Below are 15,887 nucleotides of genomic sequence, written 5' to 3'. Positions count from 1 at the left end.
GTTCCCCGCCCGGCCGCGCCCCCGCCCTCCGGTTCCCGGGGCCGGCTCAGCCTCCCGCGCCCTCGCGCGAGGGCTCCGTGCCGGAGATCCCGCCGGGGCCGTCCTCGCCGGGGGCGGGCTCGGGGGTGCTCGGCGCGGGCTCGCCGAGCAGCAGCCGGGGCCGGCGCTGGAGCCCGGCGCCCACGAGCACCCCGAGGGCGATCGCGGCGACCGTGATCACCGTGCCCACCAGGCTGTTCAGGCCGCCGTCGGTGTCCTTCTCGACGATGATCTCCGAGACGCTGGTGAGCCCGACCGCGCCGGGGACCAGGAGCCAGAAGCAGGGCAGGAAGACCACCTGGTCGGGGGTGCGGGAGCGCTTCTCGATCCAGCTCGCCATCGGGGGCAGGACCGCTCCGGCGGCGAAGGCGCCGAAGGTCGCGCCGGCCAGCTCGGCGGCGGTCGACTGCACGAGCCGTTCGACCAGGAGCGCGCCGAGCAGCCAGCCGGTGACCCGGGGCGGGGCGGAGAAGTACAGCAGGAAGCCGAAGCCGAGCAGCAGCACCCCCGCCCAGGGGGCCCACGCGCCGAGCGGTTCGGCGGCCTTCCCGCCGGCGGGGTGGGGCCGCAGCAGCTCGGAACCGACGAGGATGCCGAGCGACAGCAGCAGCAGGACGCTCACCGCGCCGGCCAGCCGGGAGATCCCGGACAGCGCGGCCCCGGTGGCGAGTTCGATGGCGCCGAGCGTGAGCGCCGCACCGGGCAGGAAGGCGATGAGCGGCGGGATGTAGAGCACGGCGGGGTTCTCGTGGAGGAGGGGGCCCGCCCAGCGCAGCGCGGCGGCGGTGACCAGGATGGCGGTGACGACCGGCAGGGCGGTGCGGGCCGCGGGCAGCCGGTCGCCGAAGAGCCGCAGCAGGCCGACGCCCGCGCCGAGCACCGCGTACCCGACGACGGCGGGCACGGTCGCGTGCCGCATGGTCCCGAGACCGACCGTCAGCAGCACGTAGCCGAAGACGGTGGCGGACGGACTGAACCGGTCCGGCCGCTCCCGGTTCTCCCGGAGCGTGCGCCGCACCTCGTCGAACGGCACCTCCTCCGCGAGCATCCGGGTGACGAGCGCCTGGAGCGTCTCCACCTGGTCGAGCCGCAGGTCGGGGCCCTCGACCGGGGCGAAGCCGAGTTCGCCGCCGCGCCCGTCGGGCCCGCCGCCGACCCGGACGAAGAGCCCCGTGGGGACGACGAAGCAGCGGGCCCGGGTGCCGTAGCGGGCGGCGACGTCGTGCAGCGTCCGCTCTACCTCCGAGCTGCGCTCGGCGGCCCGCAGCAGGTCGGAGCCGAGCTCGCAGAGCAGCGAGGCGAGGTCCCGGAGCCGTTCCCGCCCGGCGGTCTCGTCCTCCGGCAGGGTGACGGTGCCGGTCCGCCGCCGGGGCCGCAGGGCTGCCGCCCGCCGCGCCAGACCACGCACATCGAATCGGGGCAAAGGGCGCATTCGTGAACGTTAACAGCGGCTGGGGCGCGGGAGGGGGCGGAGCGGGTGGGGCGCGGACGGTCGCGGGACGCGAGCGGCGGGAAGGGACGACGGGGCGTCAGCCGCCGTACCCCCCTTCGCCGGTACGCGCTCGGCGCCGTTTCCGTACCCCTTCGCCAGTACGCGCTCGGCGCCGCTTCCGCACCCCTTTCGCCGGTACGCGCTCCGCCCCCGCTGACGGCCCCTCGCCGAGGGTCCTGCCGCCGACGGCCCCGACCGTGGCCCCGCGCCCCGCAGTCCCCTGTTCCGTCGCATCCGGCCCCACCGGCCGAAAACGTCTCGCCCGTCGCCGCCCCCGCTGCGAGCATGACCGGATGAACGACAGCACCCCTGACCCCGAGGAGCGCGACCGCCTCCTCTCCGAGGCCGTCGCGCTCCGCTCCGGGGGCGGCAAGGAGGAGGCGCGCCGACGGCTGGTCGCCCTCGCCGCGCGGTTCCCCGGCGACGCCGAGGTTGCCTACCAGGCCGCCTGGGCCCACGACGTGCTCGGCCTGGAGGCCGAGGCCGTGCCCTACTACGAGGCCGCGCTCGCCGGAAGCGGCCTCACCGCCGACGACCGGCGCGGCGCCCTCCTCGGCCTGGGCAGCACCTACCGCACCCTCGGCCGGTACGAGGACGCCGCGACGCTGCTGGGCCGGGCAGCGGACGAGTTCCCCGAGGACGGCGCCCTGCGGGCCTTCCTCGCGATGGCCCTCTACAACACCGGCCGCCACCACGACTCCGTACGGCTGCTCCTGACCCTCCTCGCCGCCACCAGCGAGGACCCGTCGGTGCGGGAGTACCGCGAGGCCATCGAGCACTACGCGCGGGACCTCGACGCGACCGGGTGAGGCCGGCGGCCCGCCCCGCCGGGCCGCCGGCGGCGGGCTCGCCGACGGCCGTCAGTCGTTGACCACGGTCAGGAGCACCACGCAGTCGTCCACCGCGGTGAGCCCGTGCCGCTCCTTGGGGATCTGCCGCAGCGCGCCCGCGGCCAGTTCGTCCGACCAGCCGGGGGTGGTGAGCCGCACCCGGCCGCTGAGCACCTGGAGGCTCGACGCCGGGGGAGCGTTGTGCTCGTCCAGGATCGTGCCGGCCTTCAGCGCGATCACGCTCTGGCGCAGCACGCCGTCGTGCAGCACGAGATGGGCGCTGCGCCCGTGCGGGGCGCTGCGGGCGGCGGCCAGGTGCTCGTCGGCGACGGCGGTGAGGTCGGTCGGGTCGGTGGGGTCCTGGTTCATACCCCCAGCCTCCAGGCTGCGTACGGAGGCGCAACTCGGGGCCGGGGGCCGGGCTCACCCCGCCGGGAGGAGCGCTCCCCTCAGGTGGTCGTACGCCACGTGCGCGTGGAGCCGGACCCCGGTCACGAGCGTGTCGTCGTCGGCGTAGAAGTGCGGGTTGTGGTTGGTGACGAGGCCGCGTCCGCCCTCCTCGGGGACCGGCGTCCCGGCGGCGTCCAGTACCGCGTCCTGGACGCCGAGCGTCACGTACAGGCCGCCGAAGCGCCGGATGAACTCGGAGACGTCGTCGTACCCGAGGGTCGCCCCGGTCTCCACGACCCGCTCCTCGCCCGCCACCCGCCGGAAGGTCGGCAGTCCCGCCTCCACCCACGGCCCGGCGTTGTGCACCGGCGGCACCGGCTGGAGGTACTCCACCGCGGCCGTCGCCCCGTACGCCGCCGCCGAGTGCTCGGCCAGCCGCCGGAGCCGGTCCCGCACCTCGGCCATGTCGGACTCCGCCGCGCAGCGGACGGTGCCCCAGAGCGTCACCGTCTGACCGATGATGTTGAACCGGCCGACGTCCTCGACGTGCCCGATGGTGACGGTGACCGGGTCGAAGGCGGACACCTGGCGGTACAGCTGGCCGATGCCGGTGAGCACCGCGCCGGCCGCCGGCATCGGGTCCACGCCCTGCCAGGGGGTGGAGCCGTGCACCTGCTTGCCGTCGATGGTGATCCGGACCAGCACCGAGGCACCGTACTGGTTGCCCGCCCGGTAGCCCACGTACCCCTTCGGGAACGGCGTCACGTGCATCCCGAACGCCATCGTCGGCACCGGGTCGGCGAAGGCGCCGGCGTCGACCATGGCGAGCGCGCCGCCGGTCTCGGTCACCGGCGGTCCCTCCTCGGCCGGCTGGAAGACGAGGAGGACCGTGCCCGGGAGCCGGTCGCGCACCCCCGCCAGGACCGTCGCGGCGCCCATCAGCATCGCCGTGTGGCAGTCGTGGCCGCAGGCGTGCGAGACCGGGAACGGGCCGCCCGGATAGTCGGCGTCCACCACCTCCGAGGCGAAGTCCACTCCGCACAGGTCCTTCACCGGCAGTGCGTCCGTGTCCGCGCGCAGCGCCGCCACCCGGCCGCCGCCCCCGCCGGCCGTCCCGCGCAGCACGCCCACCACACCGTGCCCGGCGATGCCCGTGCGGACCTCGTCGAGCCCCAGGCTCCGCAGGTGGTCGGCGACCAGCCGGGCCGTCCCCTCTTCGCGGTTGGACAGCTCGGGGTGCCGGTGGAGGTGGCGGCGCCAGGCGATGACCTGGGCGGAGGTCTCCTCGGCCAGCCGGTCGAGGTCGGCGTGGACGGGGTCGGTGTGGACGGGGTCGGGGTGGGCGTGGAGGGGGTCGCGGGTCATGGGGCGTCCTCTCGTGGCGTTCGGCGCGTACGGTGGCTGCGGAGGGGACGGTGCCCCACCGGGGGCCCTGCCGCCACGAGGCTCGCCGCCGGGCAGCGGGGCGGGAGAGGAGGAGAGGGGACGGGTGGAGGGCGGCGTCGGCCGGCGACCGGGGCGGTGGCCGGTGAGGGGGAGGGAGAGGCGCGTCAGCGGCCGGTGAGGTCGCGGAGCGCGAAGTCCTCGGGCAGCGGGACGGAGAGCGCGTTGAGCGCCCCGACGAGCTTCTTCTCCTCGTAGGTGAAGTGCGATTCGACGAGCGCGATCAGGCCGTCGAGCTCGCCGCTCACCCGCCGGGCCTCCTCGGGGCCGAGCGGGGCGGCGGACGCGGCGGGCAGCCCGTCGAGGAGGGCCTGGAGGCGGACCAGCGTCTCCTCCACCTGGACGTGGTCGTGGGCCAGCTCGTCGAGGACGGGCCGCAGCTCGGGGTGGGCCTCGGCGAGCGCGGGGAAGACGCCGCGGTCCTCGGCGGTGTGGTGGCGGGTGAGCGCGGAGCAGAAGGCGAGGCAGTGGGCCCGCAGCTCGCGGGGGCGCTCGCCGGTGCCGGACAGGAGGGCGTCGAGCCCGGAGCGGAGCCGGGCGAGCTCCTCGCGGAGCCAGAGGTGGACGTCGACGAGCTGGTTCCCGAACGCCGCGAGGCGGTCGGCCGGTTCGAAGCTGGCGGTCATGGTCCGCATGATCCCACCGGAGGGGGCCGGCGGATACGGCTCCGGGGCCGCGGGTCCGCGGGAGGCGGGCGCGCGGCCCCGGAGGGAGCGGTCGGGGGCGGTCAGCCGGTGAAGACCTCGACGAGGGACCAGAGGGCGAGGCCCGCCATGCAGACGCCGCCGACCCGCTGGACGGTCTTGAGCGGGACGCGCTTGGCGATGAAGCGGCCGGCCACAAGCGCCAGGGCGGAGACCGAGGTCAGCGCCAGGAAGGAGCCGATCGCGGTGGACGCGGTGCCGTTGGTGGCGGCGAGGTTGGCGGTGGTGATCTGTGTCAGGTCCCCCCACTCGCTGATGAAGACGGCCATGAAGGCGGTGGAGAACACCGGCCAGAAGCCGGTGACGGTCTTGCCGCCCGCGTCGTCCTCCTCGTCGTCGTCCCCGGCGCGCAGCAGGATGAACGCGCCGAAGCCGAACATCAGCGCGGAGACGAGTTTGACGATCCAGCCGGGGAGCAGCCCGAGGAGGCTGCCGGCGCCGACGGCGATGGCGACGTGCACCGCGAAGGCCGCGGAGGTGCCGAACCACACGTAGAGGGGACGCATGCGCGTGCCCATGGCGAGCGACGCGAACATGGTCTTGTCGGGAAGCTCGGCGAGGAAGATGAGCCCGAAGGCGGTGACGATCGCCAAGGGGTCGAGGTGCATACCGGCGCTCTCTGCTCGGTCCGGGCCCCGTGGCTCCGCACGGCACCTCGGTGGGCGACGGGAGGACCACTCGGCCCGGCATGACGGACCACGCCCACAAAGTCGTGGACGTGGTGATGCCTGGCCGAAGGTCTCGCCCGTCCGCGTCGTGCGCGGACCCGGTCACCGGGAACCCGGGGGTTCCAGTGTGTCGACGACCGGTTCGCAGGGCTACTCCCCTTCGCTGTCCACCAGTGTAACCGATGGGTCACCAGGGGTGTAGACGCTGTCTACGAGGCTTGGTAGACAGCGTCCATGTCTCACCCTTCACCTCAGGATCAGGCTGACGTTCCGGACGCCCCCGCCCCCGCCCCGGACGGCGACACCGACACCGACATCGACACCGACGGCGGCGCGGGTGACCGAGGCGGGCTGCGCGAACGGCTCGTCAGGACCGGCGTCGCCCTCGTCGACGCCGAGGGCGCCCAGGCCCTCACGCTCCGCGCGATCGCCCGCCGCGCCGGCGTCTCCCACGGCGCGCCCCGCCGCTGGTTCCCGACCCGCCTCGACCTGCTCTCGGCCATCGCCCGCGAGGGCTTCGCCGAACTCGCCGCCCGCGTCGCCGAGGCCGACCGGGAGGCCGACGGCGCGGGCGCCGGGCCCCGGGACCGGATCGAGGCGTTCGCCCGCGTCTACCTCGGATACGCCGCCGACCGCCGCGGCATGTACGAGCTGATGTTCCGCCCCGACCTGCCGGAGAGCGGCAGGCCGGGGCCGCGCGGGACGAGCCTGCCGCTCTTCGCCCGTCTCGCCGCGCTCGTCGCCGAACTCCGCCCCGGCACCGACGCCGTCCGTGCCGCCGGCGCGTTCTGGGCGAACCTCCACGGCCTGGCCCAGCTCCGCCACGGGGGCTGCCTCGCCCTCGCCACCGGCTCCGACGACCCCGCGTCCCTCGTCCGCGCCGCCCTCGACGCCCACCTCGGCCCGGCGCGGCCCGCCCCGTGAGCACCGCCCTCGCCGCCCCCGCGGGCACCCGCGCCCGCGCCCTCGCGTGCGGCGCCACCGGCGCCGCGCTCCCGGGGCCCCGGCGGCCGGGGCGGCGGGACACGCCAGCCCGGCGCGCGCCGGTCCCGCCGCCCGTTCTGCGTACGATCATGAAATGCACGCAGCTGGTCCCCGGCCCCGGCCCCGGCTCGCGACCGGGCCCCGGACGCAGGTCACCCTCGGCCGCGCCCTGCCCGTCCTGGTCATGGTCCTGGTCGTCGTCGCGGACCTCGTCACGCCCGACTCGGAGCGCGTCGACCGGCTGCTCATCACCGTCCCCGCGCTCGCCGCGGCCACCTGGAGCGTGTACGGCACCGTCGGCATGGGCCTCGTCGCGATGGGCCTGAGGGCCCTGCTCGGGGTGGTCAGGGGCGAGCCCGACCTCGAGGACCTGTTCGCGAGCGAGGGCCTCATCCTCGGCGTCGTCGCGGCCTCCGCCTGGGTCAGTGCGGTCCGCACCCGCTACGAGCGCGACCTCGCCGAGGTGACCGCCGTCGCCGACGTCGTCCAGCGCGTGGTGCTCCGCCCGCTGCCGCCCCGCCTCGGCTCCGTCGAGCTCCACCTGCTGTACGTCGCCGCCGCGGCCAAGGCCCGCATCGGCGGTGACTTCTACGAGGCGGTGCGGATCCCCGGAGCCGTACGGATCATGCTCGGCGACGTCCAGGGCAAGGGCCTCGGGGCCGTCGAGACGGCCTCCGTCCTCCTCGGCGCCTTCCGCTCCACCGCCTACGACGCCCCCGACCTCCCCGCGCTCGCCGACCGGCTCGACGAGGGCCTGGCCCGGTACGCCGCCTGGGACCCCGACTCCGACGCCGCCGAACGCTTCGCCACCGTCGTCCTCGTCGAACTCCCCGAGGGCACCGGCACCGCCCGCCTCCTCAACTGCGGCCACCCCGCCCCGCTCCTCCAGCACGGCACCGACGTCACCACCGTCGACGTCGCCGACCCCTCGCTGCCGCTCAACCTCGCCGGCCTCGCCGACTCCCGCCACCACGTCGAGGAGTTCCCCTTCGGCCCCGGGGACCGCCTGCTGCTCTACACCGACGGCGTCAGCGAGACCCGCGACCGCTCCGGCGCCTTCTACCCGCTGGAGGAACGCGCCCGCCGGTGGTCCGGGGCCCCCTCCGCGCAGGTCCCCGAACTGCTGCACCGGGATCTCGCCGCCTACGGCGGCGGCGGACTCGACGACGACGTCGCCGCGCTGCTCGTCGTCAGCGCCGAGGAGCCGCGTGCGACCGAGGGGGCGGCCACGCCGGAGAGACCGCGCTGACCCTCTCCGGAACGGCTCCGTCCGCTCTCAGGTGCCGCGTGCGCGACGGACCGGGTCGTTTCCGCCCCTTCGCGTGATCCGTGCGCCCTTCGTGCGCTCTGGCCGCTCCCTTCCCGATACGTGAGGCTTGCGTGCGTCCGTATGACGGACAGTCGCACTCCAGCCGAGAGGAACGGGTGCACGTGCCCCAGCCCAGCTCCACCACCGACGGCTCGTCCGAGGAGTTCCCGGGGTTCCCCGGGGCAGAAAGGGCCCTCACCGAGGCCGACGCGGACCGCGTCGCCGCCGACGGCCTGTGGGCCTCCGGCGGGACGGTCCACCCGGAGGCCGTCCGCTTCGGCCGGACCGTCCTCACCGCCCTCCTCGCCGACGACGACACCGCCCGGGACGCGCTCCCCGCCGGACCGGCCGCGCGGGTCGCGCGCGTGCGCGGCCTCGCCCTGCCGGGCCACCACCGGATAGAGACCACCGACGGCCTCCGGCTCTCCGCCTTCAGCCTGCGGCAGCTCGCCCCGGGCCCCCACCCCCTCGTCGTCGTCCCCTCCGGATGGACCCCCTTCGGCTGGGGCCTCTTCCCCGGCGTCTACCTCGATCTCGCCCTGCGCGGCTACCACGTCCTCGCCTACACCCCGCGCGGCCTCGGCATCCCCGGCCTCCCCACCACCTCGGAGGGGCACGTCGACGTCGCCGGCCCGTACGACGTGGCCGACGGCTCCACCGTCGTGGACTTCGGCATCGAGCGGTTCGCCCCCGCCGTCACCGGCTTCCTGGGCGTGTCCTACGGCTCCGGCATCAGCCAGCTCGTCGCCGCCCACGACGAACGCGTCGCCGCCGTCGTCGCCCTCGGCACCTGGGGCAACCTCGCCACCAGCCTGTACGAGAACGGGACCCGCCACCTGGCCGCGGTGAAGGCCCTCATCGGCTTCACCGGCGGGCCCGTGGAGGAGAAGTTCGACGAGGAGAACCGGCGGATCCTCGACGACTTCCTCGGCGACCGGAACCCGGACGCGGTCGTCCGCTGGGCCGAGCGCCGCTCCCCGGAGACGTACGCCGACCTCACCGACGACCACGGCACCCCCACCTTCTTCTCGAACACCTGGCACGAGAGCCTCTTCCCGGTCAACGGGGTCGTGGACGCCTTCGACCGGCTCCGCGTGCCCAAGCGGCTCAACCTTTGGATCGGCGACCACGCCGCCCCCGAGGGGGCCGGCCTCCTCGGCGCCGCGCCCGGCGCCCCCGACCCCGTCCTGGACGAGGCGTACGCCTGGCTCGACCACCACCTCAAGGGCGAGCGCAACGGCGTGGAGGAGTGGGACGAGGTCTGCGGCCAGGTGATGTTCACGTACGTCACCGAGCCCGTGACCGACCCGGTCACCGGACGGCCCACCGGCGCCCGGCGGATCGTCGCACCCGCCGTGCGCGAGTCCCGGCCCACCTGGCGGGACGCCACCGTCGGCCACGAGCTCCTCAGCCTCACCGGCGAGGGGGCCGGCGGCACCGACGGCCGGCTCGTCGCCGCGGGGGAGGACGGGGCGACGACCGGCTGGCGCCGCACCTTCCTCGCGGGCGTCGACACCGAGGCCACCGCGATGGGCGAACCGCTCAGGACCGGCCAGGCCGAGTGGAAGGGCGACCCGAAAACCTACGACACCCGCAAGATCGACCGGCGGCACGCCCTCGCCTGGACCACCGAGCCCCTCGTCCCGGCCGACGGCGGGCCCGTCGGCCGGCGCGTCCGCGGCGTTCCGAGGCTCCGCCTCACCGTCCGCTCCACCGTCTCCGCGGCCGGCCTCATCGCCCACCTCTTCGACGTCGCCGAGGACGACACGGCCCGCATCGTCACCCACGCGCCGCTCAACGCCTACGACCTGACGCCCGACCGGGACACCACCGTCACCTGGCGCCTCCAGGCCGCCTGGTACGACGTCCCCGCCGGCCACCGGCTGATGCTCGTCGTCGACAGCAAGGACCCGCTGTACGGGGACGCCTCCGTCACCTGGACGCAGACCGGACTCGGCTCGCCGCCCGAGGCCGCATCCTTCCTGGAGCTGCCCCTGGGCTGAGGCCGCCGGTCCCGCGCCCCCGGACCGACGCCGACGCGGTGGACTACGCCTCCGGGTGGACGCGGTGCCCGGGGGAGCGCTTCTAGCGTGGCCCGCATGAAGCGACTCACCCGGGCGGCCGCGGCCGCCGTCCTCGCCTGCTCCCTCGCGTTATCCGCCGGGGCCGCCGCCTCCGGCGCGGCCGCCGCCGGTGTCCGCGGCGGTGCCGACGCCCGCGCGGCCGCGGTTCCGTTCGCGCTGCCGGCTCCGACCGGACCGCACCCCGTGGGCAGCACCGTGCTGCCGCTCGTCGACCGCTCCCGTACGGACCCCTGGGTGCCGACGGCCGACGGGCGGCGGCTGATGGTCACCCTCCACTACCCGGCCGCCCGCCCCGGTGGCGGCGCCCGGGCCCCCTACGCGACCCGTGAGGAGGCGCGGCGGCTCGCCGAGGGCCTGGGCGCGGGCGCCGCGATGCCGGCGGACGTCCTGGCCGCCACCCGGACGCACGGCCGGAGCGACGTCCGCCCCGCACCCGGGCGCCGCCCGCTGCTCCTGCTCTCGCCGGGCTTCTCCGTCTCCCGCTGGACCCTCACCCACCTCGCCGAGGACCTCGCCTCGCGCGGCTACGTCGTCGCCTCCGTCGACCACGCCTACGAGTCGTACGGCATCACCCTCCCCGGCGGCGAGACGCTGGCCTGCGTCGCCTGCGTCGCCCTCGACGAACAGGGCGTCCCCGGAAGCGTCGTGACCTCCACCCGGGCCGCCGACATGCGCTTCGTCCTGGACCGCCTCACCGGCCCCGCCCCGGCGTGGCGCCACGCGCGCGTGATCGACGCCCGCCGGATCGGCATGGCCGGGCACTCCATCGGCGGCGCGAGCGCGGCCACCACGATGGCGGCCGACCGCAGGGTCGACGCGGGCGTGAACATGGACGGGGCCTTCTGGGAGGACCTGCCCCCCGAGGGTCTGCGGGGCCGGCCGTTCCTGATGCTCGGCACGCACGACGAGGTCCATCTGCCCGGCGGCCTGGACACCACCTGGGACCGGGTCTGGCCGCGGCTCGACGGGTGGAAGCGGTGGCTCACGGTCGCCGGGGCGCGGCACTCGACCTTCTCCGACTTCCCGCTGGCCGAGCGCCACTTCGGCCTGCCCGCCGCGGACCTCGCGCCCGAGCGGGCCGTCCACCTGACCCGCGCCCACGTGGCGGCCTTCTTCGACCGCCATCTGCGCGGGGCCCCCAGCGGCCCGCTCGACGGCCCGGCGCCGGAACACCCGGAGGTCCACTTCCAGAACCCGTGAGCCGAGCGGGGCACGGGGGCGGGACGGTCCGCGCGGGGGTCAGGCGCGGTACGCCGGGATGTGGGCGGCCGCCCAGTCGGCCAGCTCGCGGGCGCAGGCGGCGACCGACTCGCGCCAGGTGCGGTCGGCGCCCTCGCCCGCCTCGTCGCTGACGTGCTTCACGATGCGCAGTGGCACCCCGGCGAGCTCCGCGGCGGCGGCCAGGGCGTACCCCTCCATGTCGACCAGCGGGGCCCGCTCGGCCAGCCGGGCCCGGGCGGCCTCGTCGGAGATGAACGCGTCCCCGGTGGCGAGGACCACGTCACCGCCGTCGGGGAGGGCGATCGGCGCCCCGTACGTCTCGCCGGTCAGCGTCGCGAGGAGCTCGCCGTCCAGGTCGTGCTGGACGACCGTCCCGACGACGTGGGTGCCCGTCCAGCCCGGCCGCAGGGCGCCCGCGGTGCCGAGGTTGACGATGCCGGAGGGACGCGGCCCCCGGGCCAGGGCGGTGGCGAGCGCGGTCGCCGCGTTCACCTTGCCCATGCCGGTGAGGAGCACGGGCAGGGCCGTGTCCAGGAACTGCGCCTCCTCCTTCACGGCGAGGACGAGCAGCGGACGGTCGGGGGCGATGTCTCCCAGGAGTTCCATGGGCCCCACGCTAATTCGCCCGCCCGGGGACCGTGCAACCGGGACGGGCGGGGGAGCGGGGAGGGCGGTCAGCCGAGCGAGCGGCCGTGTTCGGCCAGCGCCTCGCCGAGCACCCGCAGGGCCTTCGGCCCCACGCCGTGCAGGGCCGCGAGCTCGGCCGCCGGCACGTCCGCGAGCCGGTCGAGCCGGGAGTAGCCGGCGGCGACGAGGGCGCGGGTCGCCGGAGCGCCGACACCGCGCGGGAAGTCGGTCCCGGGGAGGTCGGATCGGTTCGTCGGCACGGTCCGATCGTGCCACGGGCGGGCCCGCCGTGTCCCGCGTTCGCCGGGCGGGGCGGGGGACCGAGGCGGGGCGGGGGCCGGGGCGGCTGTCAGACGGGGAGCAGGCGGCCGATCAGTTCGCCGAGCCGGCGGGCGTCGCGGCAGGACCGCATGTCCACCAGCTCGGCGTAGAGCGGGGCCACCGAGTCGCCGGTGCCCCACAGCGCGGGCTGCTCGGGGTTGAGCCAGTGGACGCGGCGGGCCCGGTCCGCGATCAGCCGCAGCGACTCCGTGCGGGGGTCGGCGCGGTTGGTGCGGGCGTCGCCGAGGACGAAGACGACCGTGCGCGGGCCGAGCGCGTCCGCGTACCGCTCGACGAACTCGTCGAGCGCCGTCCCGTAGTCGCTCTGCCCGTGCCGGCCGGTCAGCCGGGCCTCCGCGAGGATCCGCTCGCCGAGGGCCGCCGGGTCCGCCGCACCGCGGGCCAGGAAGTCGGTGACCTCGTCGACCCGGTTGACGAAGGCGAACACCCGCACCCGGCTGAACTGGTCGCGCAGCGCCTGCACCAGCGCCATCGTGAACTGGGCGAAGCCGGCCACCGACCCGGACACGTCGCACAGCAGCACCAGTTCCGGACGGCCCGGACGGCGTCGGCGCAGCACCGGCCGGACCGGCACGCCGCCGGTCGACAGCGAGCTCCGCAGGGTCCGGCGCAGGTCGATCTCGCCGCGCGCGGCCCGCCGCCGTCGGGCCGCGAGCCGGGTCGCCAGCTTCCGGGCCAGCGGCCGCACCGTCCGCCGCAGCTCGTCCAGCTGCTCGCGTCCGGCCAGCAGGAAGTCCACCCGGTCGGCCGTTCCGGCGACCGCCCGCCGGGCCACCCGGTCGCGGCCCTGCCGCTCGGCGACCCGCCGCCGCGCCTCGGTCCGCACCCGTTCGCGGAACCCCTCGATCGCCCGCCGGATCTCGTCGTCGAGCAGCCGGTCGGTGAAGGCGGGTTCCTGTCCGGCGGCCGTGCGCGCCGCGCGCACCCGGGCCAGGAGCGTCTCGGGGCGGAGCCGGGAGAGCGTCTGGTGTGACGACCAGCCGTCGCTCCCCGGACCGGAGCCGTAGCCGCCGAAGCCGGCCACGGCCTCGGCCGCGAGCCGGTCCAGGAGGGTGGTGTCGCCGGCGGCGAGGGCCTCCGCGAGCCGCGTGCGCAGCCCGGCGAGGTCGCCGCCGTCCCCGTCCCCGTCCCCGCCCTCGTGCCGTCCGGTCCCGGCGCCGGTCACCGTCGCCGGGAAGTACAGGTCGAAGACCCGGTCGAAGACGGGGCGCTGCCGCTCCCCGTGGAGCAGGGTCGCGGCGAGGGCCTCGCGCATCCGCTCCCGGTCGGCGAACCCGACCGCCTCCAGCGCCAGCCCCGCGTCGACCGTCTCGCCGGTGCCGATGCCGAAACCGTGGTCGCGCAGCGCGCCCACGAGCCCGGTCAGCCGCGCCACGGGCCCGTCGGCCGGGGCGGCACCGGCGCCGGTCGTCGCCCCGCCGCCGGTCACACCGCCTCCAGGTCGAGCTCGGCCCCGGCCTTCACGATGTCGCCCTGGTGCTTGAGCAGCACCCCCAGGGTCTCCCGGACGACCCGCTCGTCCAGCCGGTCCGCGCCGAGCGCGAGCAGCGTCCGCGCCCAGTCGATCGTCTCCGAGACGGACGGCACCTTCCGCAGGTCCATCGCGCGCAGCGCCCCCACGACCCGGACGACGGAGGCGGCGAGGGCCGCGTCGAGGCCGGGCACCTTGAGCGTGACGATCCGGCGCTCCAGCTCCTCCTCCGGGAAGCCGATGTGGAGGAAGAGGCAGCGCCGGCGCAGCGCCTCGGACAGCTCGCGGCTCGCGTTCGAGGTGAGCACCGTGAAGGGACGCCGGGCGGCGGTGATCGTCCCCAGCTCGGGCACGGTGACCTGGAAGTCCCCGAGGACCTCCAGGAGCAGGCCCTCCACCTCGACGTCCGCCTTGTCGGTCTCGTCCACGAGCAGCACGGTCGGCTCCTCGGAGCGGATCGCGGTCAGCAGCGGCCGGGGGAGCAGGAACTCCTCGCCGAAGATGTCGGTGCGGGTCTCGTCCCAGGACTCGCCCCGGCCCGCCGTGATCCGCAGCAGCTGCTTGGCGTGGTTCCACTCGTACAGGGCGCGGGCCTCGTCGACGCCCTCGTAGCACTGGAGCCGTACGAGCCGGGCGCCCGTCGCCTCCGTGACGGCCTTGGCCAGCTGCGTCTTGCCGACGCCCGCGGGCCCCTCGACCAGGAGCGGCTTGCCCAGCCGGTCGGCGAGGAAGACCGTGGTCGCGATGGCGGGGGAGGCCAGATAGCCGGTCGCCGCCAGTCGCTCCGCGACCTCGTCGACGGAGCCGAAGAACCCGTTCGTCATGGCTGTCCCCCCGGGGAGCGAAGAAATGTACCGACCGGTAGCCTCAGGCTGTACTTGATCAGATCCCGCATCGCCGCACAACCGTTCTCCGCGCCGGTGCGCGCCGCGCGCGGAACGCCGCCCGCTGGTGCAATGGGGTGAGCGGGCGCCCGCCGCCCGCCCGGTGACCGCACGGCGGTGGAGGTGTCGTGGCGGAACGAGACCAGGCAGCCGCTCCCGCCCCGGCCGTCACGGGGCGGGAGCCCGACGGGGCGGCCGGACGGCACCTCGCCGAGGCCCTGGACGCGGCGATCGGCTCCATCGGCACCACGCTCGACGAGACCACCACCTGCCGCGAACTCGTCGCCTTCCTCGCCCGCCACCCCGGCACCACCGCCACCATCGAGCCGGCCCCGGCCCACGGCGAGGACGCGGCCTCCGCCCACAGCGAGGACGCGGCCCCGGCGGCCCCCGGCGGGGAGGAGGCCGTCCACGTGCTGACCGCCCCGCTCGCCGTGGGCCGCGAGCGGCCCCTCGGCACGGTCACGGTCACCCGGTCCGGGCGGCCGTACACCGACGACGACCTCGTCGTGCTGCGGCAGGCGGCACGGCTCGCCGCCCGCCACGTCCGGCACGCCCGGCGGCTCGCCGCCACCGAGGACACCGCCCTCCACCTCCAGCGGGCCCTCGTCGCCGAACCCGGCCGGCCGCACCCCAACCTGGAGATCGCCGGCCGCTACCTGCCCGCCGGGCCCCGGACCCTGGTCGGCGGTGACTGGTTCGAGACGGTACGGCTCCACTTCGGCCGCAGCCTGCTCGTCGTCGGCGACGTGATGGGCCACGGCCTCGACGCGGCCGTCGACATGAACGCCTACCGTTCCGCGCTCCGCGAGGTCGCCGCCACCGACCTGCCGCCCCACCGGGTGCTGCGCCACCTGGACGCGGTCGTCGCGGAGGACGGCGCCCGCCGTCCGGCGACCTGCCTCCTGGTGCGGGTGGACCCGGGACGCGGCACCGCGACCTTCGCCAGCGCGGGCCACCTCCCGCCGGCGGTCTTCGGCGCGGACGGCTCGGCCGAACTGGTGGACCTGCCCGTCGGCCCGCCGCTGGGCACCGGCGTCGGCGGCTACGACCCCGCCACCCGGCCGCTGGCGGAGGGCGACACGCTGCTGCTCTTCACCGACGGCCTGGTCGAGCGCAGGGGCGAGGACATCGACGTCTCGCTGGCCCGGCTGGCCGGACTCCGGCTGCCCCCGGACCCCGGGCCGGAACGGGTCGTCGACGAGGTCCTGGCCCGGCTCGACGCCCACCGAGCGGAGGACGACGTCGCCGTCCTCGCGGCCCGCGTCCGCAGCCGTCCGGCGACCTGAGCGGGCGGGGTGACGCACCGTCACCCCGCCCGCTCCGACCGACGGTTTCCGGCCCCGACGCGATTCTTTCGCCAGGACGCTTGTGCCGCGCCCCGGAGCCCGGCACGCTC

General features: G+C 76.2%; 15 protein-coding genes. 6 read left to right on the top strand and 9 right to left on the bottom strand.

The window, feature by feature from the left end; all coding sequences use genetic code 11:
• Nucleotides 1-46 precede the first annotated feature (46 nt).
• On the bottom strand, nt 47-1,462 hold the full coding sequence (locus ACFW6A_RS25940; protein WP_386482375.1) for a threonine/serine exporter ThrE family protein: 1,416 nt from the start codon (nt 1,460-1,462) through the stop codon (nt 47-49).
• 362 nt (nt 1,463-1,824) lie between these two features.
• Here ACFW6A_RS25940 and ACFW6A_RS25935 point away from each other — a divergent pair, with 362 nt between their 5' ends.
• Complete coding sequence (locus tag ACFW6A_RS25935; protein WP_351846875.1) at nt 1,825-2,340, top strand: tetratricopeptide repeat protein; 516 nt, start codon at nt 1,825-1,827, stop codon at nt 2,338-2,340.
• A 51-nt stretch (nt 2,341-2,391) separates the two neighbouring features.
• Here the strand turns inward: ACFW6A_RS25935 and ACFW6A_RS25930 are convergent, their stop codons facing one another.
• The 4 genes from ACFW6A_RS25930 to ACFW6A_RS25915 all read right to left on the bottom strand — a co-directional run bounded on the left by ACFW6A_RS25930 (nt 2,392) and on the right by ACFW6A_RS25915 (nt 5,506).
• Nucleotides 2,392-2,730 (bottom strand): cupin, encoded by a 339-nt coding sequence (locus ACFW6A_RS25930; RefSeq protein WP_351846873.1) that lies wholly within the window; start codon nt 2,728-2,730, stop codon nt 2,392-2,394.
• A 54-nt stretch (nt 2,731-2,784) separates the two neighbouring features.
• Nucleotides 2,785-4,116 (bottom strand): M20 family metallopeptidase, encoded by a 1,332-nt coding sequence (locus tag ACFW6A_RS25925; protein WP_386643301.1) that lies wholly within the window; start codon nt 4,114-4,116, stop codon nt 2,785-2,787.
• 185 nt (nt 4,117-4,301) lie between these two features.
• Nucleotides 4,302-4,820 carry a hemerythrin domain-containing protein gene (locus ACFW6A_RS25920; protein WP_351846869.1) on the bottom strand — a complete coding sequence of 173 codons (519 nt, stop codon included), beginning with the start codon at nt 4,818-4,820 and terminating at the stop codon, nt 4,302-4,304.
• A gap of 101 nt (nt 4,821-4,921) precedes the next feature.
• Nucleotides 4,922-5,506: a TMEM165/GDT1 family protein gene (locus tag ACFW6A_RS25915; protein ID WP_351846867.1), complete on the bottom strand. Its 585-nt coding sequence runs from the start codon at nt 5,504-5,506 to the stop codon at nt 4,922-4,924.
• A gap of 294 nt (nt 5,507-5,800) precedes the next feature.
• Here ACFW6A_RS25915 and ACFW6A_RS25910 point away from each other — a divergent pair, with 294 nt between their 5' ends.
• The 4 genes from ACFW6A_RS25910 (at nt 5,801) to ACFW6A_RS25895 (ending at nt 11,143) form a co-directional block, all read left to right on the top strand.
• A complete protein-coding gene (locus tag ACFW6A_RS25910; protein WP_386643296.1) occupies nt 5,801-6,490 on the top strand; it encodes a TetR/AcrR family transcriptional regulator in 690 nt (229 codons plus the stop codon).
• Between the two features lie 154 nt (nt 6,491-6,644).
• A complete protein-coding gene (locus ACFW6A_RS25905; protein ID WP_351846861.1) occupies nt 6,645-7,799 on the top strand; it encodes a PP2C family protein-serine/threonine phosphatase in 1,155 nt (384 codons plus the stop codon).
• A 182-nt stretch (nt 7,800-7,981) separates the two neighbouring features.
• A complete protein-coding gene (locus tag ACFW6A_RS25900) occupies nt 7,982-9,862 on the top strand; it encodes a CocE/NonD family hydrolase C-terminal non-catalytic domain-containing protein (protein WP_386643292.1) in 1,881 nt (626 codons plus the stop codon).
• Nucleotides 9,863-9,958: 96 nt separating this feature from the next.
• Nucleotides 9,959-11,143, top strand: a complete 1,185-nt coding sequence (locus ACFW6A_RS25895) for an alpha/beta hydrolase family protein (RefSeq protein ID WP_386643289.1) — start codon at nt 9,959-9,961, stop codon at nt 11,141-11,143.
• Between the two features lie 39 nt (nt 11,144-11,182).
• Here the strand turns inward: ACFW6A_RS25895 and ACFW6A_RS25890 are convergent, their stop codons facing one another.
• From ACFW6A_RS25890 to ACFW6A_RS25875, 4 genes are all read right to left on the bottom strand, one after another.
• The gene (locus ACFW6A_RS25890; RefSeq protein WP_386487302.1) at nt 11,183-11,770 is read right to left on the bottom strand and encodes a nucleosidase; all 588 of its coding nucleotides are present in this window, start codon (nt 11,768-11,770) and stop codon (nt 11,183-11,185) included.
• Nucleotides 11,771-11,838: 68 nt separating this feature from the next.
• The gene (locus ACFW6A_RS25885) at nt 11,839-12,051 is read right to left on the bottom strand and encodes a DNA-binding protein (RefSeq protein ID WP_351846850.1); all 213 of its coding nucleotides are present in this window, start codon (nt 12,049-12,051) and stop codon (nt 11,839-11,841) included.
• 89 nt (nt 12,052-12,140) lie between these two features.
• Nucleotides 12,141-13,562, bottom strand: coding sequence for a VWA domain-containing protein (locus tag ACFW6A_RS25880; protein WP_386643286.1), 1,422 nt, complete (start codon nt 13,560-13,562; stop codon nt 12,141-12,143).
• A complete protein-coding gene (locus ACFW6A_RS25875) occupies nt 13,559-14,428 on the bottom strand; it encodes an AAA family ATPase (protein ID WP_386643283.1) in 870 nt (289 codons plus the stop codon). Before ACFW6A_RS25875 ends, ACFW6A_RS25880 begins: the two co-directional genes overlap by 4 nt.
• 188 nt (nt 14,429-14,616) lie before the next feature.
• Between ACFW6A_RS25875 and ACFW6A_RS25870 the strand changes: the two genes are divergently transcribed.
• Nucleotides 14,617-15,777 (top strand): PP2C family protein-serine/threonine phosphatase, encoded by a 1,161-nt coding sequence (locus ACFW6A_RS25870; protein ID WP_351846842.1) that lies wholly within the window; start codon nt 14,617-14,619, stop codon nt 15,775-15,777.
• Nucleotides 15,778-15,887: the final 110 nt, after the last annotated feature.

The sequence above is a fragment of the Streptomyces sp. NPDC058758 genome (assembly GCF_042746075.1).
Lineage (GTDB): Bacteria > Actinomycetota > Actinomycetes > Streptomycetales > Streptomycetaceae > Streptomyces.
This window is presented reverse-complemented; position numbering and strand designations above follow the sequence as displayed.